Source organism: Flagellimonas sp. MMG031, assembly GCF_040112705.1.
Taxonomy (GTDB): domain Bacteria; phylum Bacteroidota; class Bacteroidia; order Flavobacteriales; family Flavobacteriaceae; genus Flagellimonas.
This window is the reverse complement of sequence record NZ_CP157804.1, coordinates 105,869-130,928: the sequence shown is the minus strand read 5'-3', so window position 1 is coordinate 130,928 and position 25,060 is coordinate 105,869. Positions and strand designations below refer to the sequence as shown.

General features: G+C 44.8%; 15 protein-coding genes and 2 pseudogenes. 9 read left to right on the top strand and 8 right to left on the bottom strand.

Annotation, left to right across the window (positions count from 1 at the left end):
* Nucleotides 1-27: 27 nt before the first annotated feature.
* The 6 genes and pseudogenes from ABNE31_RS00555 to ABNE31_RS00530 all read left to right on the top strand — a co-directional run bounded on the left by ABNE31_RS00555 (nucleotide 28) and on the right by ABNE31_RS00530 (nucleotide 10,307).
* Nucleotides 28-3,768 (top strand): annotated as a pseudogene (locus ABNE31_RS00555) (efflux RND transporter permease subunit).
* The gene (locus ABNE31_RS00550) at nucleotides 3,765-4,985 is read left to right on the top strand and encodes a TolC family protein (RefSeq protein WP_349351970.1); all 1,221 of its coding nucleotides are present in this window, start codon (nucleotides 3,765-3,767) and stop codon (nucleotides 4,983-4,985) included. Before ABNE31_RS00555 ends, ABNE31_RS00550 begins: the two are co-directional and overlap by 4 nt.
* Before the next feature lie 16 nt (nucleotides 4,986-5,001).
* Nucleotides 5,002-5,334, top strand: coding sequence for a heavy metal-binding domain-containing protein (locus tag ABNE31_RS00545; RefSeq protein WP_349351969.1), 333 nt, complete (start codon nucleotides 5,002-5,004; stop codon nucleotides 5,332-5,334).
* 12 nt (nucleotides 5,335-5,346) lie between these two features.
* Nucleotides 5,347-7,848, top strand: a complete 2,502-nt coding sequence (locus ABNE31_RS00540) for a heavy metal translocating P-type ATPase (RefSeq protein ID WP_349351968.1) — start codon at nucleotides 5,347-5,349, stop codon at nucleotides 7,846-7,848.
* A gap of 7 nt (nucleotides 7,849-7,855) precedes the next feature.
* Nucleotides 7,856-8,563 (top strand): annotated as a pseudogene (locus ABNE31_RS00535) (PepSY domain-containing protein).
* Nucleotides 8,564-8,567: 4 nt separating this feature from the next.
* A complete protein-coding gene (locus tag ABNE31_RS00530; protein WP_349351967.1) occupies nucleotides 8,568-10,307 on the top strand; it encodes an efflux RND transporter periplasmic adaptor subunit in 1,740 nt (579 codons plus the stop codon).
* 78 nt (nucleotides 10,308-10,385) lie between these two features.
* On the opposite strand, the gene groL is transcribed toward ABNE31_RS00530, so the two are convergent.
* The 7 genes from groL to miaB all read right to left on the bottom strand — a co-directional run bounded on the left by groL (nucleotide 10,386) and on the right by miaB (nucleotide 17,093).
* Nucleotides 10,386-12,017, bottom strand: a complete 1,632-nt coding sequence (gene groL, locus ABNE31_RS00525) for a chaperonin GroEL (protein ID WP_179385700.1) — start codon at nucleotides 12,015-12,017, stop codon at nucleotides 10,386-10,388.
* A 22-nt stretch (nucleotides 12,018-12,039) separates the two neighbouring features.
* The gene (locus ABNE31_RS00520) at nucleotides 12,040-12,318 is read right to left on the bottom strand and encodes a co-chaperone GroES (protein ID WP_014032184.1); all 279 of its coding nucleotides are present in this window, start codon (nucleotides 12,316-12,318) and stop codon (nucleotides 12,040-12,042) included.
* Nucleotides 12,319-12,465: 147 nt separating this feature from the next.
* Nucleotides 12,466-12,828, bottom strand: a complete 363-nt coding sequence (gene secG, locus ABNE31_RS00515; RefSeq protein WP_179385699.1) for a preprotein translocase subunit SecG — start codon at nucleotides 12,826-12,828, stop codon at nucleotides 12,466-12,468.
* Nucleotides 12,825-13,703 carry a hypothetical protein gene (locus tag ABNE31_RS00510; RefSeq protein WP_349351966.1) on the bottom strand — a complete coding sequence of 293 codons (879 nt, stop codon included), beginning with the start codon at nucleotides 13,701-13,703 and terminating at the stop codon, nucleotides 12,825-12,827. The genes secG and ABNE31_RS00510 overlap by 4 nt, the downstream gene beginning before the upstream one ends.
* Before the next feature lie 6 nt (nucleotides 13,704-13,709).
* Complete coding sequence (locus ABNE31_RS00505) at nucleotides 13,710-14,237, bottom strand: LptE family protein (RefSeq protein ID WP_349351965.1); 528 nt, start codon at nucleotides 14,235-14,237, stop codon at nucleotides 13,710-13,712.
* Nucleotides 14,238-14,256: 19 nt separating this feature from the next.
* Nucleotides 14,257-15,537, bottom strand: a complete 1,281-nt coding sequence (locus tag ABNE31_RS00500; RefSeq protein ID WP_349351964.1) for a sigma-54 dependent transcriptional regulator — start codon at nucleotides 15,535-15,537, stop codon at nucleotides 14,257-14,259.
* Nucleotides 15,538-15,647: 110 nt separating this feature from the next.
* Nucleotides 15,648-17,093: a tRNA (N6-isopentenyl adenosine(37)-C2)-methylthiotransferase MiaB gene (gene miaB / locus ABNE31_RS00495; protein WP_349353016.1), complete on the bottom strand. Its 1,446-nt coding sequence runs from the start codon at nucleotides 17,091-17,093 to the stop codon at nucleotides 15,648-15,650.
* Between the two features lie 148 nt (nucleotides 17,094-17,241).
* On the opposite strand from miaB, the gene ABNE31_RS00490 reads away from it, so the two are divergent.
* Nucleotides 17,242-17,970 carry a hypothetical protein gene (locus ABNE31_RS00490; RefSeq protein ID WP_349351963.1) on the top strand — a complete coding sequence of 243 codons (729 nt, stop codon included), beginning with the start codon at nucleotides 17,242-17,244 and terminating at the stop codon, nucleotides 17,968-17,970.
* Nucleotides 17,971-18,033: 63 nt separating this feature from the next.
* Here ABNE31_RS00490 and ABNE31_RS00485 read toward each other — a convergent pair whose 3' ends face one another.
* Entirely contained in the window at nucleotides 18,034-21,171 is a 3,138-nt protein-coding gene (locus ABNE31_RS00485; protein WP_349351962.1) for a glycosyl hydrolase, read from the bottom strand.
* Between the two features lie 190 nt (nucleotides 21,172-21,361).
* On the opposite strand from ABNE31_RS00485, the gene topA reads away from it, so the two are divergent.
* Both topA and ABNE31_RS00475 read left to right on the top strand, forming a co-directional pair.
* Nucleotides 21,362-23,842 (top strand): type I DNA topoisomerase, encoded by a 2,481-nt coding sequence (gene topA / locus ABNE31_RS00480; RefSeq protein ID WP_293280340.1) that lies wholly within the window; start codon nucleotides 21,362-21,364, stop codon nucleotides 23,840-23,842.
* A 2-nt stretch (nucleotides 23,843-23,844) separates the two neighbouring features.
* On the top strand, nucleotides 23,845-25,002 hold the full coding sequence (locus tag ABNE31_RS00475) for a formimidoylglutamase (protein ID WP_179385692.1): 1,158 nt from the start codon (nucleotides 23,845-23,847) through the stop codon (nucleotides 25,000-25,002).
* Nucleotides 25,003-25,060 lie beyond the last annotated feature (58 nt).

Here is a 25,060-nt window from a genome sequence, read left to right as displayed (position 1 = left end):
TCGATCTAATGTTTAAATCAAAGCTTTATGCTGAACAAAAGCATCAAATTTTTAATAGAGAACAAATTGGTAGCCGTGTTGCTCCTGCTGTTATTTATGGCTTGGGGTATCGTAAGCACTCCCTTTAACTGGGATACCGGGGGCATTTTACCGACCAATCCCGTGGCTGTGGATGCCATTCCCGATATTGGCGAGAACCAACAGATTGTTTTTACCAAATGGCCCGGTCGCTCTCCTCAGGATATCGAGGATCAGATTACGTATCCATTGACCACTTCCTTGTTGGGAATTCCAGGGGTTAAGACCATCCGTAGTTCTTCCATGTTCGGGTTTTCCAGCATCTATATCATTTTTGAAGAAGATGTAGAATTTTATTGGAGCCGTAGCCGTATTTTGGAAAAGCTCAATTCACTTCCCAATAACGTATTGCCGGATGGGGTAAATCCCGCCTTGGGACCAGATGCCACTGCCTTGGGTCAAATTTTTTGGTACACTTTGGAAGGTCGCGATAAAGATGGCAATGTCACCGGTGGATGGGATTTGCAAGAACTCCGAAGCGTACAGGATTACTATGTCAAATATGCTCTTTCTTCTGCATCAGGGGTATCTGAAGTGGCCTCTATTGGGGGATTTGTACAGGAATACCAAGTAGATGTAAACTCCGAACTGATGAAGCAGTACAATGTTGGTTTGGATCAGGTGGTCAAAGCTGTGAAGCAAAGCAACAGGGATATTGGCGCACAGACCTTGGAAATCAATAAAGCGGAATATTTGGTGCGCGGACTGGGTTACATCAAATCGTTGGAGGATATCAAAAATGCGGTTGTAACCGCTACGGACTACACCTCCATTCGTGTTCAAGATGTGGCCCGTGTGTCCTTAGGGCCAGCCGTGCGCCGTGGAATTTTGGACAAGGAAGGGGCCGAGGTAGTTGGTGGTGTTGTTGTGGCACGATACGGCGCCAACCCGTTGGAGGTCATCAATAACGTTAAGGAGCAAATAAATGAATTGAGTGCAGGTCTGCCATCCAAAGTATTAAAGGATGGAACCACCTCACAGTTGACCATAGTTCCTTTTTATGATAGAACGGAACTTATCCAAGAAACATTGGGAACCTTAAATGAAGCACTCACCTTAGAAATTCTGATTACCATTTTGGTGATTGTGGTCATGGTGTTCAATCTTAGGGCCTCTATTCTGATTTCCGGTCTGTTGCCCGTAGCCGTATTGATGGTATTCATCTCCATGAAGCTATTTGGCGTAGATGCCAATATCGTAGCACTTTCTGGTATAGCCATTGCCATAGGGACCATGGTGGATGTTGGGGTGATTCTCTCCGAGAATATTATCCGGCACATGGATGAGAACAATAACGATCTATCTACAAACGAAATAGTGTACAACGCCACTTCCGAGGTCTCCGGTGCCATTTTAACGGCGGTACTGACGACTATTATTAGTTTTATCCCCGTGTTTACCATGGTGGGAGCCGAAGGAAAATTGTTTCGTCCGTTGGCCTTTACCAAAACGATGGCTTTGACGGCATCCATTATCGTAGCCCTGTTTTTGATTCCACCTTTTGCCGCCATGATTTTTAGAAAGAAAAGCGCCAATCAACTCCTCAAATACATCTGGAACGGTCTCTTGATTGCCTTCGGATTGGTGACCATCGCTTTCGGATATTGGTTAGGCCTGGCCTTGATTTTCTTTGGTGTTTCGGGAATCCTAAAATTGAGAGAGGTTATTGATCAAAAACAAGGAGGAATGCTCAATGTGGGTATTTGTGTTGCAACGATTATTTTCTTGTTGGCCGCATATTGGAGACCGTTGGGCTTTGATCGCAGTATTGGCATTAACTTGCTCTTTGTGGGGTTGATTTGCGGTGCTTTATTGGGAGTGTTTTATCTATTTAGGCAATATTACAGTCGAATTTTGACATGGGCTTTGGAGCACAAACTATTGTTCCTTTCAATTCCTACCACAATTGTGGTATGCGGATTTTTGATCATGCGAAATACGGGAGAAGAATTTATGCCTTCCTTAAATGAAGGATCTTTCCTTTTGATGCCCACTTCGTTGCCCCATGCCGGAGTGGAAGAAAACAAGAGGGTGTTGCAGCAATTGGATATGGCCGTGGCGACCATTCCAGAAATTCAAACTGTCGTGGGAAAAGCTGGAAGAACGGAATCCGCTTTGGACCCTGCGCCGCTTTCCATGTACGAGAACATTATTCAATACAGGTCGGAGTATCAAAAAAATGAGGCAGGCAGTCCACAGCGTTTCAAGGTCAATTCCGATGGCTATTTTGTATTGAGCAACGGAAAAGTACTCGCCAATCCAAATGTAGAAGTAAGCAATGAGCAGAACTATGCCGAGAACCATGTAAGCGAACCCTTGCGAATCAATAGGGACCTTTTGATTCCAGATGATGATGGTGAATATTTTCGAAACTGGCGTCCCGATATTAAGAAACCGGACGATATCTGGAACCAAATTGTAAAAGTGACCAAGTTGCCCGGGGTTACCTCGGCACCCAAGTTGCAGCCCATCGAAACACGGTTGGTCATGCTTCAAACCGGGATGAGAGCTCCCATGGGCATTAAAGTAAAAGGTCAGGATTTAAAGGAGATTGAAAACTTTGGACTTCAACTGGAACCTATTCTAAAGGAAGCTACTGGGGTTAAGGATGAAGCCGTTTTCGCAGACCGAATCGTGGGTAAACCCTATCTGCTCATTGATATTGACCGAGAAAAACTGGTCCGTTACGGTTTGGTTATCGAAGATGTCCAACAAATTTTGGAAGTAGCCCTCGGCGGGATGAGCTTGACCCAAACCGTGGAAGGGAGGGAACGTTACGGAGTTCGTGTACGCTACCCAAGGGAGCTTCGTGAAAACCCTACCGATATTGAGAACATTTATGTTCCTGTGCAAAAAGGAAGTCCTGTTCCCTTGAGTGAGTTGGTCACCATCCGCTACGAAAAAGGCCCTCAAGCCATTAAAAGTGAGGATACCTTTTTGGTGGGTTACGTGCTGTTTGATAAACTCGATGGTTATGCTGAGGTGGACGTGGTGGAAAACGCACAAGCCAAGATTCTTGAAAAGATAGAAAGCGGGGATTTGGTAGTGCCCAAGGGCATTAGCTATCAGTTCACCGGGACCTATGAAAACCAGTTACGGGCCGAAAAAACCTTGTCCGTAGTGGTTCCATTGGCCCTTTTGATTATTTTCTTGATTTTGTATTTCCAGTTTAGGTCAGTGGCCACATCCTTGATGGTCTTTTCGGGGATAATGGTGGCTTTTGCAGGAGGCTTTTTAATGATTTGGTTCTAAGGTCAGGATTGGTTCCTCAACTTTAGTTTTATGGGAGAAAACCTGAGGGACCTGTTTCAAATGCATACCATCAACCTCAGTGTGGCCGTCTGGGTCGGATTTATTGCCCTGTTCGGAATTGCTACGGATGATGGGGTGGTAATGGCTACTTATTTGACCCAAACTTTCGAAAAAAATCAACCTGAAACCTTGAAAGGTATTCGAGCCTCTGTATTGGAAGCAGGCGAAAAACGAATCAGACCTTGTTTAATGACCACTGCAACGACCATTTTGGCATTGTTACCAGTCTTGACCAGTACCGGAAGGGGAAGCGACATTATGATACCCATGGCCATTCCCAGTTTTGGAGGTATGCTGATTGCACTGATCACGTTGTTTGTGGTGCCAGTGCTGTTCAGCTGGAAAAGGGAATGGCAACTTAAAATGCAAAACCGATGAGAAAAACAGTCATTTATATAGTTTTTGCTTTAGTAACAATCAGCTTAAAAGGGCAGTCCTTGGAGGGTTATCTTCAAGAAGCAGAATTGAACAGTCCCATGATTCAGGCTTTGGAATTACGCTATAACATTGCCAAGGAAAAGGTGAATGAAGTCAATACCTTGCCCAACACAACCCTTGGTGCCGGATATTTTGTTAGCGAACCGGAGACAAGAACAGGCGCACAGCGAGCCAGATTTTCAGTTTCCCAGATGCTGCCCTGGTTCGGTACAATCACGGCCCGTGAAAACTATGCCAGTTCCATGGCGGATGCCGAGTATGCTGAAATTGTAATTGCCAAACGAAAGTTGTCCTTAGCTGTAGCACAATCTTACTATAAATTGTTTGGTACCAAAGCCAAACAAAAAGTGCTGGAGGAAAACATAAAATTGCTTAAAACCTACGAAACGTTGGCTCTTACCTCTGTGGAAGTGGGGAAGGCCTCGGCCGTGGATGTGTTGAAACTTCAAATACGCCAAAACGAATTGCAGCAACAGAAAGAAGTATTGGAACAATCCTATATCGCCGAACAGGCGGTTTTCAACAATCTTTTGAACCGAGACGAAAGTATTGCTGTTGAGGTGGTGGATGAAATGGATATTCCGGAGGATGACCCAATCCTCGACAAGCAGGACTTGAGCTTAAATCCAGAATTGTTGAAATATGACCAATTGTACGAATCAGTTGCACAATCCGAATTGCTCAACCAAAAGGAAAATGCCCCTAGTTTTGGAATCGGACTGGATTACATTCCCGTTTCGGAAAGGGAGAACATGGTTTTTAGCGATAACGGAAAGGATATTGTGATGCCGATGGTCACTTTCTCCATTCCCATTTTCAACAACAAATTCAGGTCCGTTACCAAGCAAAACGAGTTGCGTCAAAAGGAAATTGAACTTCAAAAAAAGGAGCGCTTGAATGTTTTAGAAAACACCTTCGCCAATGCCATTTCGCAGAGGAATCAGGCACGTATCGCCTATCAAACCCAAATAAAGAATTTAAAACAGGCCAAGGATGCCGAAGAAATCCTGATCAAGAATTATGAAACGGGAACCATCAACTTTAACGATGTGCTCGACATTCAGGAATTACAGCTAAAATTTCAAACCAATCAAATACAATCTGTGCAGTTATATTACCTGCAATCTGCCATCATCAATTATTTAATTAACAAGTAAATTTAATTTATCAAAAATGAGAACAAACATTAGAACAATTATCGGAATCGCATTCGCTTCAGTATTGGTACTAACGGTATCATGCAAAGGAAAAACAGAGGAAGCAAAAGAAACTTCCACCGAAGCGACCATGGAACACGAAGGTCACGATATGGATAAAATGGATCATGAAGGACATGACATGGACAATATGGAAACCGCAGATAAACAAGGTAAGGAGTACACTTCCAAATATGTTTGCCCAATGCACTGCGAAGGTAGTGGTAGTGATGAAGAAGGGAAATGTCCAGTGTGTGGTATGACCTATGTATTGAACGAAGATTTTCAAATGGACGAACAGGAACAATAATATTTTTGGGGAATGAAACATACCTATCACATAAACGGAATGAGCTGTAATGGCTGTAGAAAGCATGTTGAGGAAACCCTGTCCAAAGTGGATGGAGTGAATGCGGTTGAGGTGAATTTGGAAAAAGCTGAAGCCGTGATCGAGATGGAGGAACACATTCCCATCAAAAGGTTAGAAAAGGCATTGGAGGATAGTGGTGGCAGTTATTCAATACATACCAACGGTCACCATCATCAACCAAAGAAGAAAGAGGCGAAAAGAACAGTTTCCAACGGGAACGGCACCTTTTATTGCCCTATGCAGTGCGAAGGTGATAAAACCTATGACAAGCCCGGTGATTGCCCTGTATGTGGGATGGACTTGGTAGAGGAACAAAATACGTCCGCCAGTTCCAAACAGCAATGGACTTGTCCCATGCACCCCGAAGTAGTGGAGGATAACCCTGGGTCTTGTCCAAAGTGTGGAATGGACCTTGTGCCCAAGGAACCCGAAGCCAGTGCAGAGGAAAAGACCTATAAAAAACTGCTCAAAAAGTTTTGGGTAGCCCTTGCGTTTACCTTGCCCATTTTCCTGATTGCCATGAGCGATATGCTGACTAACAATCCGCTGCATGATGTCATGGAAACTCAATACTGGAACTGGGTTCAATTTGCATTATCACTTCCTGTGGTTTTTTACGCCACTTGGATGTTTTTTGAGAGAGCCTACCGAAGCATCAAAACATGGAATTTGAACATGTTTACGTTAATTGGGATTGGTGCAGGGGTAGCTTTTGTGTTCAGTGTACTTGGGTTATTGTTCCCGGGATTTTTCCCTGATCAGTTCAAAGGGGAAACAGGTGCGGTCCATGTTTATTTTGAAGCAGCAACCGTAATCCTCACCTTGGTGCTTTTGGGTCAATTGTTGGAAGCGCGGGCACATAGCAAAACCAATAATGCCGTAAAGGAATTATTGAAATTGGCACCGAACAAAGCCATTAAAGTTGTGGATGGAGAAGAAGTCGAAGTAAGTATTGACGCTATTGAACTTGGCGATATTTTACGGGTGAAACCCGGAGAAAAAATTCCAGTGGATGGCATTATTACAGAAGGGGAGACTTCAGTTGACGAATCTATGATCACAGGTGAGCCCATTCCTGTTGAAAAAGGAGTTGAAGATAAAGTAAGCAGTGGGACCATCAATGGGAATCAATCCTTTTTGATGAAAGCTGAAAAAGTGGGTAGTGATACCTTGCTTTCACAGATCATCAGCATGGTAAACGAAGCCAGTAGAAGCCGTGCGCCCATTCAAAATTTAGCCGATAAGGTATCCGCTTATTTTGTTCCCACGGTGGTGATTATTTCTATTTTAACCTTTGGGGTCTGGGCCATCTGGGGACCACAACCCACCTATGTTTACGCGTTAATTAATGCCATTGCAGTTTTGATCATTGCCTGCCCTTGTGCGCTTGGGCTGGCAACTCCAATGTCGGTAATGGTGGGAGTTGGGAAAGGTGCCCAAAATGGTGTGCTTATCAAAAATGCCGAAGCGCTGGAGAAAATGGTCGACGTGGATACCTTGATTATTGATAAAACAGGTACCATTACCGAAGGTAAACCCACCTTCGATCATTTGGAAACTTTTTCGGATGATTATTCACAAGAAGACCTACTTCAATATTTAGTATCCGTCAATGCCAATAGCGAGCACCCTTTGGCTCAAGCTACCGTAACATATGGTAAGGAGCAAGGCATCAAAATACTAAAAACAAAATACTTCAATGCTGTTACAGGTATGGGAGTAGAAGGCAAGATCAAAGACTTGGAAATTCGTCTGGGGAACATCAAATTGATGGAAAAGGCGAATGTTAAAATCTCGGATGAGATGAAGGAGAAGGTCAAAAAGGAACAAGAAAAAGGGAAAACGGTTTCCTATCTAGCCATTGATGATAAATGCCATGCTTTTGTGGCCATCGGGGATAAAATCAAGGAGACAAGTGCCAAGGCCATCAAAGCCATCCAAGACAAAGGAATTTCGGTAATCATGCTTACCGGAGACAATACCACAACTGCCAAAGCTGTTGCGAGCGAATTGCATTTGGACGATTTTAAAGCGGAAACCCTACCTGAGGATAAGATGAATGAAGTAGAGCGCCTGCAAAATGAAGGCAAGGTAGTGGCCATGGCCGGCGACGGTATCAACGATGCTCCTGCATTGGCCAAAAGTGACTTGGGTATTGCCATGGGAACCGGAACCGATGTGGCCATAGAAAGTGCCATGATCACTTTGGTAAAGGGTGACCTGCACGGCATCGTAAAAGCACGAAACCTTAGTGAGGCCACCATGAAAAACATTAAGCAGAACCTATTTTTTGCATTGATATACAACACCATCGGTGTTCCGGTAGCGGCAGGTGTGCTCTATCCCTTTTTCGGGATTTTGCTTTCACCCATGATCGCTGCCCTGGCCATGAGCTTTAGCTCGGTATCGGTTATAGCCAATGCACTGAGATTACGAACTAAATCAATCGACTAGAACAAAAATGGTAAGACGGACAACAGCGGTTAAAATTAGAAAGGCTCATAGATATTTGGGCATATTTTTGGGGATTCAGTTCATTATGTGGACTGTAAGTGGTCTCTATTTTAGCTGGACGGATATTGATGAGATTCACGGAGATCATTTTAGAAATATGGACTACGAACCCGCAGCTTTTGATGGGCTTATTGGATTTTCGGATGTTGATCTGCCCGTTAAAATTAGTTCGTTGAGCTTAAAAGAGATTGCAGGGAACCCCTATTATTGGATTAACCATAAGTTTTTGGTGGATGCGAGAACAGGAGACCCTAAAGAAGGGATTTCGGAAGAAGAAGCCTTGGCTGTTGCAGAGCGTCAAATGTCATCCGAATTAAAGGTGAATGGAGTTGAGGTTATTAATGAAACGGATAAACATCACGAGTATCGCGAAAAAAAGTTGCCCGCTTATGTAATCAGTTACGATTCTCCTGAAAACATCAAAGCCTATGTTTCTGTGGCTGATGGGTCATTTCAAACGGTACGACATCGGAACTGGCGATGGTTTGATTTTTTATGGATGACCCACACCATGGATTATGAAAGCAGGGATGATTTTAATACAACCGTGCTTTGAGCCTTTTCCCTTTTGGGATTGATTACCGTTTTGAGCGGATTTTTACTTTGGTTTACCTCGTCACCTACGATGAGGAAAGTCGTTAAACGAAAAAGATAGTGCTATGAAAAAGGAAAATATCATTTATATCGGAATTGCCGTGTTGGTTGGATTGTTGGTGGGTTACCTCATATTTGGAGGCAATACTGAAACTACTTCAGTGGACGAGCATGACCACAGTGCTGAAATGGCTTCTGGCGAAATGTGGACCTGTTCCATGCACCCACAGATTATGCAACCCGAACCGGGCTCTTGTCCTATTTGTGGGATGGATTTGATTCCTGCGGATAATGGGGGAGAGGGATTGGCTGTCAATCAAATTAAGATGACGGAAAACGCGATGGTTCTGGCTGGCGTTGAAACCATTAGGGTTGGTTCAGGAGCCGATGCAGAAGAACATTTGAAAATATCTGGAAAAGTTGCTGTCAACCAGGAATCGGATGCGGTGCAATCGGCCTATTTTGACGGAAGAATAGAAAGTATACATGTCAATTTTGAAGGGGAACAAGTCCGTAAAGGTCAAAAGTTGGCCACAATTTATGCCCCGGCCTTGGTTTCGGCCCAACAAGAATTATTGACAGCTGCAAAATTAAAGGAATCACAACCGCAACTGTACAAGGCGGTTCGGAACAAGTTAAAGTTGTGGAAGTTGTCCGATACACAAATCGACCAAATCGAAAGCTCTGGACAAGTGCTTGAAAACTTTCCAGTATATGCCAATGTGAGTGGAGTGATTTCCGAGATTATGGTGGAGGAAGGGGATTACATCAAAACGGGCTCACCTTTGGTGAAAGTGGCCAATTTAAATTCGGTTTGGGCCATTTTTGATGCCTATGAAAACCAATTGAGCTTGTTTAAGGAAGGTCAAACCTTGGATGTAAGCACCAATTCCTATCCGAATCAAACTTTTACTGCTAAAGTTTCCTTTGTAGCTCCAACATTGAACAAGCAAACCAGAACTATGGAAGTTCGAGCAGAGCTGGACAACAAAAAAGGGATGCTAAAACCGGGTATGTTTGTACAAGCAGAGGTTGAGGTGAACAATAAACAGGATGGGGAAGTAGTGTTGACCATTCCCGAAAGTGCCGTGTTGTGGACAGGAAAGCGTTCCTTGGTGTATGTACAACCTGATCCAAATAGTTCCACTTTTGAAATGCGGGAAGTGGAGCTCGGAAATTTGATGAACGGCAGTTACGTAGTCAATTCAGGATTGAACTCTGGTGATTGGGTCGTTGCCAAAGGTACTTTTACGGTGGACGCAGCGGCCCAATTGCAGGGTAAAAAATCCATGATGAACCAAAATGCCCAGGCGATGCGCACGGGACGTGAAGGCCATTCCGAAATGGGCTCTACAATGAAAATGGAATTTTCGCAAGAAGCGGAAACAAAGTTCGGCGACCTTTTAAAAGTGTATCTGAATTTAAAGGATGCCTTAGTTGCTTCTGACCAAGAACAAACGCAAACATTGGCGAAGAAGGGAGCGGGAATCGCTTCTGAACTAAGCGGAATGCAAATGGATGATATGGGGAAGAGTCATATCACACAACTAGCGAGTCAATTTAAAGAGATAGGTTCAAAAAGTGACTTGAAAGGTCAACGCGAGGTGTTTGTTTCGCTTTCCCAAAATATGATTCAAATTGGTCAACAAATAAGCGGGCTGGATGGTAAACTTTATGTACAGCACTGTCCCATGGCGAATAATGACAGGGGTGCCAATTGGCTCAGTTTGGAAGAAGAAATCCGAAATCCTTATTACGGTGATGCGATGCTGACCTGTGGCAGTGTCGTAGGTACTATCGATTAGTGCACGGGTAACTAAAGACAAAAGAAAACGCCCCGATGCAAATCGGGGCGTTCCTGTTTTTATTCGCGAGTGATGCTTTTACATCATACCTGGCATTCCACCGCCGCCCATTGGAGGCATGGCTGGGGCATCTTCCTTAATATCGGTCAATGCACACTCTGTGGTCAAGATCATTCCAGCTACGGATGCTGCATTTTCCAACGCAATACGGGTTACTTTCTTGGGATCGATGATTCCTGTTTTAAGCATGTCCACATATTGATCGGATTTGGCATCGTAACCGAAGTCTTTTTTGCCTTCCAAAACCTTGGCGATAACCACAGAGCCTTCACCACCAGCATTCTCTACGATGGTACGCAATGGAGATTCGATGGCTTTGGCCACGATTTGTACACCTGTGGTCTCATCCAATGATTCGGTTGCCAATTTTTCAAGTACCTTTTTGGCTCGTACCAAGGCAACACCACCACCGGCAACAATACCTTCCTCTACGGCAGCACGGGTAGCGTGCAAGGCATCGTCCACACGGTCTTTCTTCTCTTTCATTTCCACTTCGGAGGCTGCGCCTACATAAAGTACGGCAACACCACCGGCCAATTTGGCCAAACGCTCCTGAAGTTTTTCCTTGTCGTAATCAGAGGTAGTGGTCTCAATCTGAGCTTTGATTTGGTTTACCCTAGCTTTGATGTCAGAGGCATTCCCGCTACCGTTTACGATTGTAGTATTGTCTTTGTCAATGGTCACGGTCTCAGCAGTACCCAACATGTCCAAAGAAGCATTTTCCAAAGAGAAACCTCTTTCTTCGGAAATTACGGTACCACCTGTCAAGATGGCGATGTCTTCCAACATGGCCTTTCTTCTGTCACCAAAACCAGGTGCTTTTACTGCGGCAATCTTAAGTCCACCTCTCAATTTGTTTACCACCAAAGTTGCAAGGGCTTGGCCTTCTACGTCTTCGGCAATGATCAAAAGGGGTCTTCCGGATTGTGCTACGGGCTCAAGGATAGGAAGGATTTCCTGTAGATTGGAGATTTTCTTGTCGAAAAGAAGAATGTATGGGTTCTCCAAATCTGCAATCATCTTGTCGGTGTCGGTTACAAAGTAAGGAGATAGGTACCCTCTGTCAAATTGCATACCTTCAACAACGTCAACGTAAGTGTCGGTACCTTTGGCTTCCTCTACGGTGATTACCCCTTCTTTTCCAACTTTTGCGAATGCTTTGGCAATCAGGTCACCGATAGCATCGTCGTTGTTGGCTGAAATGGAGGCAACCTGCTTGATTTTATCAGAGTCGTTACCAACTTTTTTGGCTTGTTTTTCCAAATCGGCTACCAAAGCTTCAACAGCCTTATCGATTCCGCGTTTTAGGTCCATTGGGTTGGCACCTGCAGCCACGTTTTTAAGCCCTTCTTTTACGATAGCTTGTGCTAACACGGTAGCGGTAGTGGTACCGTCACCGGCTTGGTCGTTGGTTTTGGAAGCAACTTCCTTCACCATTTGTGCACCCATATCTTCCAGGGCGTCTTCCAATTCAATTTCTTTTGCAACGGAAACACCATCTTTGGTTACTTGTGGTGCTCCAAAGGACTTGCTGATGATTACGTTTCTACCTTTTGGTCCCAAGGTCACCTTTACGGCCTCGGCCAATTTGTCAACGCCTCGTTTCAGTCCGTCACGTGCATCAATGTCAAACTTAATATCTTTTGCCATCTCTATCTAGTTGATTTTTTAGTTATACAATTGCCAAAATATCGCTTTCGCGCATCATCAAATAGTCGGTTCCATCGAACTTCAGTTCGGTACCGGCATATTTTCCATATAGAACGGTATCACCTACCTTAACGGTCACTTTTTCGTCCTTGGTTCCAGGTCCAACGGCCACAACGGTTCCTTTTTGAGGTTTCTCTTTAGCGTTGTCCGGGATAATGATACCGGAGGCAGTTTTGGTCTCGGCCTGTAGAGGCTCGATCAAAACCCTATCTGCCAATGGTTTGATATTTACTTTAGCCATATTTTAAATGATTTAGATGTTTGTTTTAAAATTTCTTGAATCAAAATGACAGAAATTGTGCCAATGCCCGAAAACTGACATTCTGGAAAACAAAAATGCCAGCTTGTCATTTCAAGCTGGCATTTTTCTATGCTTTGTCACTGGAAACTATCCAATGGTGTCCACTGGACTAGTCGTGTTGGCCGGTGGAAGTTGTTCAGGAACTTCCTCTGGAACCGTTTCTGGTATTTCGGTATCGTCGCCTTGAAGTAGTTTGGAGTCTGCTTGGCTGTAGTTTCCTTTTAGGGATACATTGGAAAGCAGTATCAAAACAATCAATAAGGTGGCCAAAGTCCAAGTACTCTTGTCCAAAAAGTCCCCTGTCTTTTTAACACCACCAACAACTTGGTTGCCGCCTCCTCCAAAAGATGAGGACAAACCACCTCCTTTAGGGTTCTGGACCATAATGACCAAGACCAACAAAAGGCACACGATAATAATCAATACCAAAAAAATTGTAAACGTGCTCATTTCTTATCTTTTTCTTGCTGCAGCTTCTTCACCGCCTGAATTTGATCTGCAAAGAAACCACTTTTTTCTGGATATTTCAAACTCAATATTTTGAACGCTTGAATGGCTTTTTTATACTTATTTTGCTCTAAGTATACCTTGGCCAAGGTCTCTGTCATCAACTCGTTTTGGTTGATTTTTGTGGACTCCTTAATATTGACTTTGGGGTTGTTTTCCTTTGGAACTATCTTAGGATTGTTGGCAATGAACTTATCCAGGAGCTCAAATTTCTTTTTGCGCTCCAATTCTTCCATCACGTCTTCCTCGCTATTTTCGGGCTCTTCGCCCTTTGAAGTCAATTGAAGCCATTCGGTAAAGGAGTGTTTTTCCTTTTTGGTGAAGGGCAGAGGCTTGCCCAGCTGCAGGTCGGTTTCTTTACCTTCTTTTTCTGGAACAGCCACTGGCTTTCTAGACTCAAACAGCTCGGGATTCAGGATTTGTTCGGCATCACCCAAGTTTTGTGGCAAAGCTGCTTCTTCGGCTTCGGTAAGCATACTCGCGGCATTGGGATTGGGCTGAATCTCCTCCGAAACGGCCTCTTGGTCTTCCAGTTTGGCGCCTCTACCAGCAATGGTATCGGCAATATTGTTCTGTATGAATTCCTTGGAGGTGATGTAATCAAAAAGTACATCCCTGTCCGCAGTGTGTGCGGCAGTGACCTTTAAGGCGTTGTTATATTTGTAACTGTCCAGATTTTTGAGTCCCTTTAAATGCAGTGCACGCGCGGCCTGAAAATAAGGGTATTCCTCAATAATATCCTCCAGTTCCCTCGTCTGACTTGGAGAGAGTATGGTGTTCGCATTCTGAAGGATATGTATAAAATCTGCAACGTTCATAACTAATTACCAATTGCCCAAGGATGCATTGAAAATATCCTGGGTAAGTCGTTCAAAAATTTCTTCGTGTGCGGCTGCCTGCACGGAAGGTAGTGGGGCGGCGGCATCAAAATCATAAAAGAAAGAAAACCGCTTTTCAAAATCCGCATCTTCCTTGGTCGTATTAAAAAACCGAACATTCACGCTCATGGTGAGGCGGTTCTGTGCAGTCCGCTGGTCGGCTGTGGCCGTCATGGGAACCACTTTGTATTCCACAATTTCGCCTTCATACAACAGGTCGCCATTGCTTCCGGTAAGTGACAAACTGGTAAGGTCGTTGATCAAATCCTGAAGCGCCAGGGTAAAATCGCGGTCCAGTCCGGGTACAATAATGGATCCTGGGGTCTGATCGGCGTAATTTTGAAAAAAGTTCACCTGAAAGCTTTGTGCAGTCCCGATATCAGCCCCGGAAAAATTGTAAGCCCCACAGCTCTGCAGGAAGAAAGCCAATCCGAACAGTACCGATTTTAGTATATTTTTTTTGATTGTATTCATTTGTAATCTTGACTTCAAATTAAAGGTCGTACTGTTTTATTTTTCGATAGAGCGTTCTTTCCGAGATGCCCAGTTCGGCGGCAGCAGCCTTTCGTTTTCCTTTGTTGCGCTCCAACGATTTTTTGATCAATTCGATTTCCTTTTCCTGTAAAGATAGGGTTTCTTCTTCTTCAATTTCTTCGGCAAAATGGTATCTGTCCTCCGGTGGCTGCTGCGTGGAGTGGGTGGGTGCCGCCTCCACAACAGGCTCGGGAAGGTGTAGCAGTTCGGCAGCCGTACTTTCTTCATGATCAATGTCTTCCTCTTCTTGGTTGCCGTAAATTTTTCTGATCAAACCTTCGTTTTCCCGTTGCACCTTGTTGGAATCGTTGTCCTTCAAAAGTTCCAGGGTCAGCTTTTTAAGGTCGTTAAGGTCACTTTTCATATCAAAAAGCACCTTGTACAAAATCTCGCGCTCGTTGCTGAAATCACTTTCTTTTTTGGCATGGCCAATGACTGCCGGTAAATTGGAACCGCTGGAATTGGGCAGATAACTGTTCAGTGTGGCTGCTGTAATGTTACGGTTTTCTTCTAGTACAGAGATTTGCTCGGCAATGTTCCTCAGCTGACGAATGTTACCGGGCCAGCGATATTTAAGTAATAGTTCCACGGCATCATCTTCCAATCGGATGGTGGGCATTTTATACTTTTGACCAAAATCGGAGGCGAATTTTCGGAACAGCAAATGGATATCATCACGACGATCACGTAGCGGCGGTAGATTGATTTCCACTGTGCTCAATCGATAATACAAATCTTCCCGGAACTTTTCTTTTTCAATTGCCTCGAACATATTGATGTTGGTGGCGGCCACAATGCGCACATTGGTTTTTTGAACCTGGGAGGAACCCACTTTCAAAAATTCGCCATTTTCCAATACCCGTAACAATCGCACTTGGGTGGTCAGTGGCAATTCTCCCACCTCGTCCAAAAAGATGGTTCCCCCATCGGCCACTTCAAAATAACCGCTGCGGGTCTGCGTGGCCCCGGTAAACGCACCTTTTTCGTGCCCAAAGAGTTCACTGTCAATGGTTCCCTCGGGAATGGCGCCACAGTTTACCGCAATATACTTGGCATGTTTGCGGTGGCTTAAGGAGTGGATGATCTTGGGAATGGATTCCTTTCCCACACCACTTTCACCCGTTACCAATACCGAGATGTCGGTAGGGGCAACCTGTATGGCCTTTTCAATGGCGCGATTGAGCTTCACATCGTTACCGATGAGCTCGAACCGTTGTTTTATGGATTGTACACTTTCCATATATTTTTGTTCCTACCTGGCAGGAATCTTTTTTAGTTCAGCATTATGATTCGGCCACATACCCGCCCGTATGGCAAGAGTTGGGCATCCGGGCACAATGCAAATGGTTATCAATTGTTTTTTGAATATCCCACCGCTTCACCGATAAGGGTGGCAGAGGTGCAATCGTTGATTTTGACGTTCACAAAGTCCCCAACCTTATAATGTTCCTTTGGAAAAACTGCAACCGTATTTTGGGAGTTACGTCCCATCCAGTGGGCATCCGATTTTTTGGAGGTTCCCTCGATCAGGATTTCCTCTATTTTTCCAACATGCTGCTGGGTGCGATAATGGCTGTGCTTTTGCTGCAGTTCGATGATTTCCGTCAACCTTCTTTTCTTTGTGACTTCAGGTACATCATCCTCCATTTTCCGTTCGGCAAGGGTTCCCGGACGCTCGGAATAGGCAAACATAAATCCAAAATCATATTTCACGTACTCCATCAAACTCAACGTGTCTTGATGGTCCTCCTCTGTTTCGGTGGGGAAGCCGGTAATCATATCCTGACTGATGGCACAATCCGGAATGATTCTTTTGATGTTATCGATTAATTCAAAATACTCTTCACGGGTGTGCAAACGGTTCATCGCCTTTAGGATGCGATTGCTTCCACTTTGCACGGGAAGATGGATGTACTTACAGATATTTTCGTATTTCGCCATGGCCTCGATGACGTCCAAGGTCATGTCTTGAGGATTGGAGGTGGAAAAGCGAATACGCATTTTGGGTTGTGCCTGGGCTACAAGCTCCAAAAGCCCTGCAAAGTTCACCGAAGTGGCCTTTTGTATTTCGGAAGCTTTGTCAAAATCCTTTTTCAACCCGCCCCCATACCAAAGGTAACTGTCCACATTTTGCCCCAAAAGGGTAATTTCCTTGAATCCTTTTTCCCAAAGATCGTTCACCTCCTCCAAAATGGATTGTGGATCTCGGCTACGCTCCCTACCTCGCGTAAAGGGAACAACGCAAAAGGTACACATATTGTCGCATCCACGGGTGATGGACACAAAGGCGGATACCCCATTGGTGTTCAGTCGAACCGGAGCCACATCGCCATAGGTTTCGTCTTTGGAAAGGATGACGTTTACCGCATTTCTACCTTCGTCGATTTCTTGGATCAGGTTGGGTAAGTCTTTATAGGCATCGGGCCCCACGACCATGTCCACAATTTTTTCCTCTTCCAAAAACTTGCTCTTCAAACGCTCGGCCATACAACCCAAGACCCCGACTTTCATATGGGGTTTGGTGCGTTTTACTGCGTTGAACTTCTCCAGACGTTTGCGTACGGTTTGTTCTGCTTTTTCTCGAATGGAACAGGTATTTACCAAAACCAAATCGGCATCGTCCAAGTTTTGGGTGGTATTGAAACCTTCCTTGGCCAAAATGGACGCCACGATTTCGCTATCGGAAAAGTTCATTTGGCAGCCGTAGCTTTCTATGTAGAGCTTTCGGCCGTTACTTTGATTGCTATCCAGCGATAGGGCAGTTCCTTGTTGGCTTTCGTCTATTATTTTTTCCACGTTATTTTCCTCAATCATAAATAGTGCAATGGGGTGCAAAGATAATGGTTATTACAGTTTAGTGACAATTTGGCAGTAATTTTTAAGATTATATTGTAGAATCCGCTGTTAGTCTTACCTTCAGGCGTAAATCATAACCAATACTACAATGAATTTCACCAATCTTTCCGAAAGAATCAAGCAAAGTCCACCGGTGGATTTTGGTGCTGTTTTTAATAATTCCGTTACACTGTTCCAGAAAGTTTGGTTGCAAGGGTTCGTTACCTTAGTGTTGACCTTTGTGAGCATTCTTCCTTTTTATTTGGTCATTTATGCCCCAATGATTGCCTTTGGAATTACCGATCCCGAAACCCTTCGACATAACCAAATGCCTCCAGTATTTTCCCTTTTTATGATTGTTTTTATGCCCGTTTTCATGTTGGCCGTAATGACCATTTCACTGTGTTTGAATGCGGCTTTTTTGCGTATGTGTCGCAAGTACGACCTCAGGGAAATTGGTAAGGACGATTATTTTTTCTATTTCAAAAAGGAGAATTTGAAAAAGGCATTTATGGTATCCTTGGTCATGCTCGGTTTATCCTTTCTAGGTGTCCTTGCCTGTGGTTTGGGCATTATTTATTTAGTGGTTCCCATGTCCCTTTTCCCTGCCTTTTTTGCTTTCGACAAGGAGCTTACTGCCATGGAGGTCGTGAAGGCTTCATTTGCTCTTGGCAATAAAAATTGGCTCATGATATTCTTGTTGGTAATAGTGGCAGGACTAGTTTCCCAGCTCGGAGTCATTTTATGTTTCGTTGGGGTGCTCTTTACAGCTATGTTCAGCAAAATCCCCATTTATTTTATCTATAAGGATGCAGTGGGCATTTCCATGGATGTGTAGTGATATTTAATAAAAGAAAGCGCCCTTGTATTGAGGGCGCTTTCTTTAGGCTATCCAGCATTTCTATTGAGTGGAAATCATCTTAATTTGATTTTCATCTACTTTTTGATTGATCAGAGTAGCTTGTTTTTGCACCAGGGCATTCAGGTCATTGATTTCCTTGTCCAACTCTTTGGTCACCTCCACAAAGAATTCTTGGGCCTGTTTGGTGGGCCGTTGGTCCCCTCTCTGGGAATCGACCATTAAAAAGGCCAATCTGTTGTTGATTCGGATACCATAGTTCAATGGATCTTGCCTACTTTGGTTCTTGGTCATGTGGATGTTGTTTTCGATAACCGAAAGGGCCGTTTCAAAATCCTTGGCCATATTCTGAATCTCAGGATTGTCCTTGGTCTTTTCTTTGAGATACTCCAAATCCTTTTTGATGTTCCTAATATTGATGATGGCCTTGTTGGCTCTACTTACCTGGTCTCGAACCTGCATGACAAAATCAAACTGTTCTTGGAAATCGTTTTGGCTCAAGGCTATTCTTGGGTCTTTGACAATATTGAAGGTCTGCTCCATGGAATTCCCATTTACGGTGAGCCTGGCCTTGTAGTTGCCGGGAACGGCCTTCGGCCCTATATTGGGCGAGGAATAAAACACCATCCCCTTGAACTCTTGGTAGCCGGGATATCTCATGTTCCAAATAAATCTGTTGCCACCCTCGGATACCTCCAGTTTTTGCGTTGAGGTGGGGTCCAATCTATCAGGTTTCGCATGGTTGGAAAAACGTTGGATCACACTGCCATCCATTTCCAAGATTTCTATGGTCACCGTATCGGTTTCTTTTAGGCTCTTTAGGTAATAATTGATGATGGCCCCATCCGGATGGTTTTCGCCCACCAATTTGGTGTCGGGTTCGCCCCAAGCTCTGTCTTGGTGCATTCGGTAGGCCATATCGGGTTTGTACAGATAAAAATCGCTGTTGGCCACCGCATCAGACAGTTGATGGAGTGGTGTGAGGTCATCAATCATCCAAAAACTCCTTCCGTGGGTGGCGGCAATCAAATCATTGTCCCTTACATGGAGATCTCGAATGGAGGTGATGGGCAAATTCAGTTGGAAAGGTGTCCAATTTTTTCCATCATCAAACGAAATATACATGCCCCATTCGGTCCCTGCGTACAACAAGCCTTCGCGAACCTTGTCGGAACGGATGGCCCGGGAGTAATAGTTGTCCTTGATGCCATTGGTGATCAAGGTCCAAGTTTTTCCGTAATCATCCGTTTTGTAGAGGTAAGGGGTGTAATCGCCAAATTTATAAGAAGTGGCTGCCACATAAACGGTACCCGGGTCAAACGGGCTTGCGTCGATGCAGTTGATCATATTCAATTTGGGCGACATGGACTCCGGAGGGGTCACATTTTCCCAAGTTGTACCATTATCGCGGGTCACGTGGATCAAGCCATCGTCACTTCCGGTCCAAATCACTCCTTTCTCCAATACGGATTCTGTAATTACAAAAACGTTGGAATAAAACTCAGCCCCCGTATTGTCTTGGGTGATGGGTCCTCCCGAGGACATGATGGTTTCCGGAATGCCCCTTGCCAATTCTGGGGAAATGGTTTTCCATGATTGTCCGCCGTCCGTAGTGGCGTGCAAATAATTGGAACCTGCGTATAGGACGTTTGGGTCATGACGGCTAAATGTTAGGGGATAGTTCCAATTAAAGCGGTATTTCATGACTTCCGCGCCAGAACCTGCGGGATTGTCGGGCCAAATATTGGTAGATATGGTCTGTCCGGTGGTATGGTCCAAACGGTTCATATACCCTTTGTAGGTGCCGCCGTACACCAATTGATTGTTTTTTGGGTCCGGTGCCAAATGGGCACTCTCACCACCTGCGGTGGGTTCCCAGTCGGCCTCGGTAATTGCCGAACCCGAAGAACGGTGGAAGATACGCAAAGCGGTATTGTCTTGCTGCGCCCCATAAATGCGATAAGGAAAAATGCTGTCCGTGGTCACCCGATAAAACTGCATGGTGGGCTGGTTGAAATAGGTGGTCCAGTTATTTCCGCCGTCGTTGGAGATTTGGGCACCGCCATCATCGGCAATGATCATCCTTTGGTTGTTGTTGGGATCGATCCAAAGATCATGGTGGTCCCCATGGGGAGCATTTTTAAGGGTGAAGGTATTACCGCCATCGGTGGATACGCCATAGCTCACGTTCATTACCCAAACCTTATCCACGTTTTGGGTGTCGGCATAAATACGACTGTAGTACCAAGCGCGCTGCCTGAGGCCTCGGTTTTCGTTTACTTTTTTCCAAGTGACCCCAGCATCATCGGAACGAAAAACCCCGCCGTCCTCAGCTTCAATAATGGCAAAAACCCTATCCGAATCCAAAGGCGAAACGGCAATCCCAACAATTCCCCAAGGAAAACCGGGCAATCCCGAATGTTCGGAAATATCAGTCCAAGTATCACCTCCGTCGGTGCTTTTAAACATCCTGCTATCCGGACCGCCACTGTCCATTCGGTATCCGTTACGTTTCATCTCCCAAGTTGCCGCATACAGGATTCTGCTGTTGTTGGGGTCCATAATGAGGTCGCCTGCACCTGCTTTATCACTGATGTAGAGTATTTTTTCCCAATTCTTGCCTCCATCGGTAGAACGGAAAACACCTCGGGTCTCGTTGGGTTTCCAAAGGTTTCCTATGGCCGCCACGTAAACTAGGTCAGGATTTGTGGGATGGATACGGATTCGGGCGATGTGTTCGGAGTCTTTCAAACCGATAAATTCCCAGGTCTCACCAGCATCCATACTTTTCCAAAGGCCCTTTCCGGATGAAACGTTTCCACGAAGGGTCTGCTCGCCCTCGCCTACATATATAATGTTAGGGTCCGATTCGGAAACGGCTATGGCTCCAATGGAACCGCCAAAATACCCGTCGGAAATACATTCCCACGAATTACCAGCATCGGTGGTTTTCCAAACACCGCCTCCAGCGGTACCCATGTAATACAGATTGGGGTCGTTGATAACCCCGGTTACGGTACCTGCACGTCCACCTCGGTGCGGTCCCACCATCCTCCATTCCATTCCGTCGTAGAGGGTTTCTTTAAACTGTGGGGCGTTGGTTTTGTTCTTTTTTCGTTGTGCGTTTGAGAGGTTAAAACATAGTAATGCAAGTACTATGGTCAAATAACGGTTGGTCATTGTTATGTGGTTATTGAGTTAGTCTTCCTAAAAATAACAATTATTTTAACCGCCCTCATCAAAGCCAGTAGAATTAATATAGTTATGGTAAAAAGTCTCCTTGTTTTTTATCGATTTTAAGGTCAAAAGAAATATGGGAAATGCGGATGTATAAATTTTAATATACTTTTGTTGAGACAAAAACCAGTGCATGCCAAAGAATTTAGTTATTGTAGAGTCCCCCGCCAAAGCAAAGACCATCGAAAGATTTCTAGGAAAGGAATTTCAAGTGGAGTCGAGTTTTGGACATATTGCCGATCTTCCTTCCAAGGAGCTGGGCGTTGATGTAGAGAATGATTTTAAGCCAAAATATACCGTTGATAAGGAGAAAAAGGCACTTGTAAAAAAACTCAAGGACTTGGCCCAAAAAGCGGAAACGATTTGGTTGGCGAGTGATGAGGACCGTGAGGGGGAGGCCATTTCTTGGCATTTGGCCGAAGAACTGGGACTGGACAAGAAGAAGACCAAGCGAATTGTTTTTAATTCCATTACCAAATCGGCGATCCAAAAGGCCATTGAAAATCCGAGGGACATCAATTACAATTTGGTCAATGCCCAGCAGGCCAGAAGGGTGTTGGACCGTTTGGTGGGGTACGAGCTTTCGCCTGTGCTTTGGAAAAAAATAAAACCGGGACTTTCTGCCGGCCGTGTACAATCGGTAGCGGTTAGGTTGATCGTGGAGCGTGAGCGTGAAATCGAAGCATTTACGCCAGAAGCCTCGTTCCGCATCAAGGCCGAGTTCAAAACCGATGGTGGCAGCACCTTTGGGGCTAAGCTGAACACCACGTTCCCAACCAAAGAAGCCGCAGAGCAGTTTTTGAAAGAAAATATCGGAGCGGACTTTTCAGTTTCCGATTTGGCCAAAAAGCCAGCAAAAAAATCTCCGGCAGCGCCATTTACCACTTCCACTTTGCAACAGGAAGCGTCGAGAAAACTTTATTTTTCGGTAAGCCGCACTATGCAGGTAGCGCAGCGTTTGTACGAAGCAGGTTTGATTACTTACATGAGAACGGATAGCGTCAATTTGTCCAATGAGGCTTTGGCAGCGGCAAAAGAGGCCATCTTGGAAAATTATGGCCAAAAATACAGTCAAACCAGAAACTTTACGGGTAAGACCAAGGGGGCACAGGAGGCACACGAAGCCATCCGGCCCACTGATATGAAATTACAGTCCCCTCAATTGGAACGAGATCAGGCCAAATTATATGAATTGATTTGGAAACGGACGCTTGCTTCGCAAATGAGCGATGCCCAATTGGAACGCACCAACGTTAAAATAAAGGCAAGTACCCATAGCGAAGAATTCTCTGCAAATGGTGAGGTAGTCAAATTTGATGGTTTCCTCAAGGTGTATTTGGAAGGGACCGATGATGAAGATAGCGAAGAACAGGATGGAATGCTGCCCGCTATGAAAGTGGGAGAGCCGCTTCAAAATGTATTTATTTCCGCGACCGAGCGATTCACCCGCCCACCCTACCGCTATTCCGAGGCCTCCTTGGTGAAAAAGTTGGAGGAACTGGGTATCGGTCGACCATCCACATACGCGCCTACCATATCCACCATTCAAAATAGGGGATATGTGGAAAAAGGCACCGTAGAAGGTACCGAGCGAAAATATGCGGAACTGGTATTGGAAAGCGAAAAGATAAAAACCAGTACACTTACCGAAATGGTAGGTTCCGAAAAAGGGAAAATTGTACCTACAGATATAGGTATGATCGTGAACGATTTCTTGGTGACCCACTTCACCCAGATTCTCGACTATAATTTCACGGCTCAGGTGGAGGAGGATTTCGATGAAATTGCATCGGGCGAAGAGGATTGGCAGGAGATGATGAAGAATTTCTATAACGATTTTCATCCCAATGTGCTAGAAGTCGAAGAAAATGCAGAACGCGCAAGTGGTGAACGTGTCTTGGGAACCGACCCTAAATCGGGCCGACAGGTATCGGTGAGATTGGGCCGTTTTGGTCCCATGGTTCAAATCGGAACTGTTGATGACGAGGAAAAACCGGAATTTGCCAGTTTGTTGCCCGATCAATCGATAGGCACCATTACGTTTGAAGAGGCCATGACCCTTTTTGATTTGCCACGTAAACTGGGCGTCTACGAAGGTGAGGAAGTGGAGGCCAATGTGGGGCGCTACGGACCCTATGTGCGTTTTGGAAAAAAGTTCATCTCACTGGCGCAGGGAGAAAGTGCTTTTGATGTGGACATGGAACGCGCCATAGAACTGATCAAGGAAAAACAAAAGGCAGATGCGCCCATTGCCAGCTATGAAGGCAAAGAGGTTACCAAAGGTAAAGGTAGGTTCGGACCGTTCATTAAATGGGACGGTATGTTCATTAATGTGAACAAGAAGTATGATTTCGACAATTTGTCCAATGATGACATTGTTGAACTCATTGAAGCCAAAAAAAAGAAAGAAGCTGAAAAGGTCGTTCAGGAATGGCCCGAAGAAAAGATCAGGATTGAAAAAGCCCGCTGGGGGCGTCATAATATTATAAAAGGTAGGGTAAAGGTGGAACTTTCCAAGGATGTGGATGCCACAAAAATAACCTTGGAAGAAGCACAGGCCCTATTGGATAAAAAAGCACCAAAGAAAAAAGCCAAGACAAAAGCGAAGAAATAAGTATGGCGTTCGATTTTCTGGTTCCGGTCAAGGACAAGGTATTGGCACATTGTGAATTGCTGCCAGAACAAGCAGTGGGCAAGAACGTTCACATGCACACCGAAAAGGATGGGCTCCCGGTATTTGCCCATGCCGATGTAGCCATTTTTGGCGTATTGGAGTCCAGAAATGCCTTTGAGAAAAAACCGGAAAAACTGGATCTGGACGAAGTGCGTATCCAATTGTACCGACTAATGATGGGCAATTGGAACTCCACTATCATCGATATTGGCGATGTGGAGGAGGGCGACACCGTAGAGGACACCTATTTTGTGGTCAAGGAAATCGTGGCCGGGTTGTTGGAAGAGAATATCATACCTATAGTATTAGGACTCACCCAGGACATTACTTTCCCAACTTACAGGGCCTTTGACAATATAAAAAAGATGGTCAACCTGGTTTCCATTGATAGCCGTTTTGACTTTGGTGAGGATGATGAGCTCATTTCTTCACATTCCTATATGAGCAAGATCATCACCGATAAGCCCAACAATCTTTTTAATTTTTCCAATATTGGCTATCAGAGCTATTTTAATGCCCAAGAAGAAAAGGATTTGATGGAGCGTCTGTTTTTTGATGCCTATCGTTTGGGTGAAATAGCGGCCAATATCGAATTGGCAGAACCCGTATTGCGCAGTAGTGATATCGTAAGCTTGGACCTACGGGCCATTCGGGCCAGCGAAATGGGTATGACGCGTAACTTTTCCCCCAACGGATTCACGGGGCGGGAGATTTGCGCCATTGCACGTTATGCAGGAATTAGCGATAAGGTTTCCCTATTTGGTATATACGAAGGGGAAAATTCGCATCAGGCATTCCAGATGATCGCCCAAATCATTTGGTATTTTATAGAGGGGCTCAGTTTCCGGATAAAGGAATACCCCAGCTCAAAGAGCGAAGACTTCACAAAGTTTACCGTACCCACGGACACGGAGGAATTGATCTTCTTCAAAAGCCATGTCACAGAAAGATGGTGGGTAGAGGTACCAACAATTTTAGCAGAGCATACTAAAACAAATTCGGTGGCGTTATTACCATGCACCGAAGAGGACTATTTGGATGCTTGCAACCAGAACATCCCCGAAAGGTGGTTCAAAGCCTACAGAAAAGGCTTGAACTAAATAAATTAATTTTTTGATCATTAATTGTTTTTACACAATAATTCATTCAAAAATCAGT

What these genes read in the sequence shown, in the direction of transcription:
- ABNE31_RS00510 (WP_349351966.1), bottom strand. Translation starts at nt 13,703, where the DNA reads ATGAACGTTGCAGATTTTATACATATCCTTCAGAATGCGAACACCATA.
- groL (WP_179385700.1), bottom strand. Translation starts at nt 12,017, where the DNA reads ATGGCAAAAGATATTAAGTTTGACATTGATGCACGTGACGGACTGAAA.
- topA (WP_293280340.1), top strand. Translation starts at nt 21,362, where the DNA reads ATGCCAAAGAATTTAGTTATTGTAGAGTCCCCCGCCAAAGCAAAGACC.
- ABNE31_RS00550 (WP_349351970.1), top strand. Translation starts at nt 3,765, where the DNA reads ATGAGAAAAACAGTCATTTATATAGTTTTTGCTTTAGTAACAATCAGC.
- ABNE31_RS00520 (WP_014032184.1), bottom strand. Translation starts at nt 12,318, where the DNA reads ATGGCTAAAGTAAATATCAAACCATTGGCAGATAGGGTTTTGATCGAG.
- ABNE31_RS00530 (WP_349351967.1), top strand. Translation starts at nt 8,568, where the DNA reads ATGAAAAAGGAAAATATCATTTATATCGGAATTGCCGTGTTGGTTGGA.
- secG (WP_179385699.1), bottom strand. Translation starts at nt 12,828, where the DNA reads ATGAGCACGTTTACAATTTTTTTGGTATTGATTATTATCGTGTGCCTT.
- ABNE31_RS00505 (WP_349351965.1), bottom strand. Translation starts at nt 14,237, where the DNA reads ATGAATACAATCAAAAAAAATATACTAAAATCGGTACTGTTCGGATTG.
- ABNE31_RS00490 (WP_349351963.1), top strand. Translation starts at nt 17,242, where the DNA reads ATGAATTTCACCAATCTTTCCGAAAGAATCAAGCAAAGTCCACCGGTG.
- ABNE31_RS00540 (WP_349351968.1), top strand. Translation starts at nt 5,347, where the DNA reads ATGAAACATACCTATCACATAAACGGAATGAGCTGTAATGGCTGTAGA.
- ABNE31_RS00500 (WP_349351964.1), bottom strand. Translation starts at nt 15,537, where the DNA reads ATGGAAAGTGTACAATCCATAAAACAACGGTTCGAGCTCATCGGTAAC.
- ABNE31_RS00475 (WP_179385692.1), top strand. Translation starts at nt 23,845, where the DNA reads ATGGCGTTCGATTTTCTGGTTCCGGTCAAGGACAAGGTATTGGCACAT.
- ABNE31_RS00485 (WP_349351962.1), bottom strand. Translation starts at nt 21,171, where the DNA reads ATGACCAACCGTTATTTGACCATAGTACTTGCATTACTATGTTTTAAC.
- ABNE31_RS00545 (WP_349351969.1), top strand. Translation starts at nt 5,002, where the DNA reads ATGAGAACAAACATTAGAACAATTATCGGAATCGCATTCGCTTCAGTA.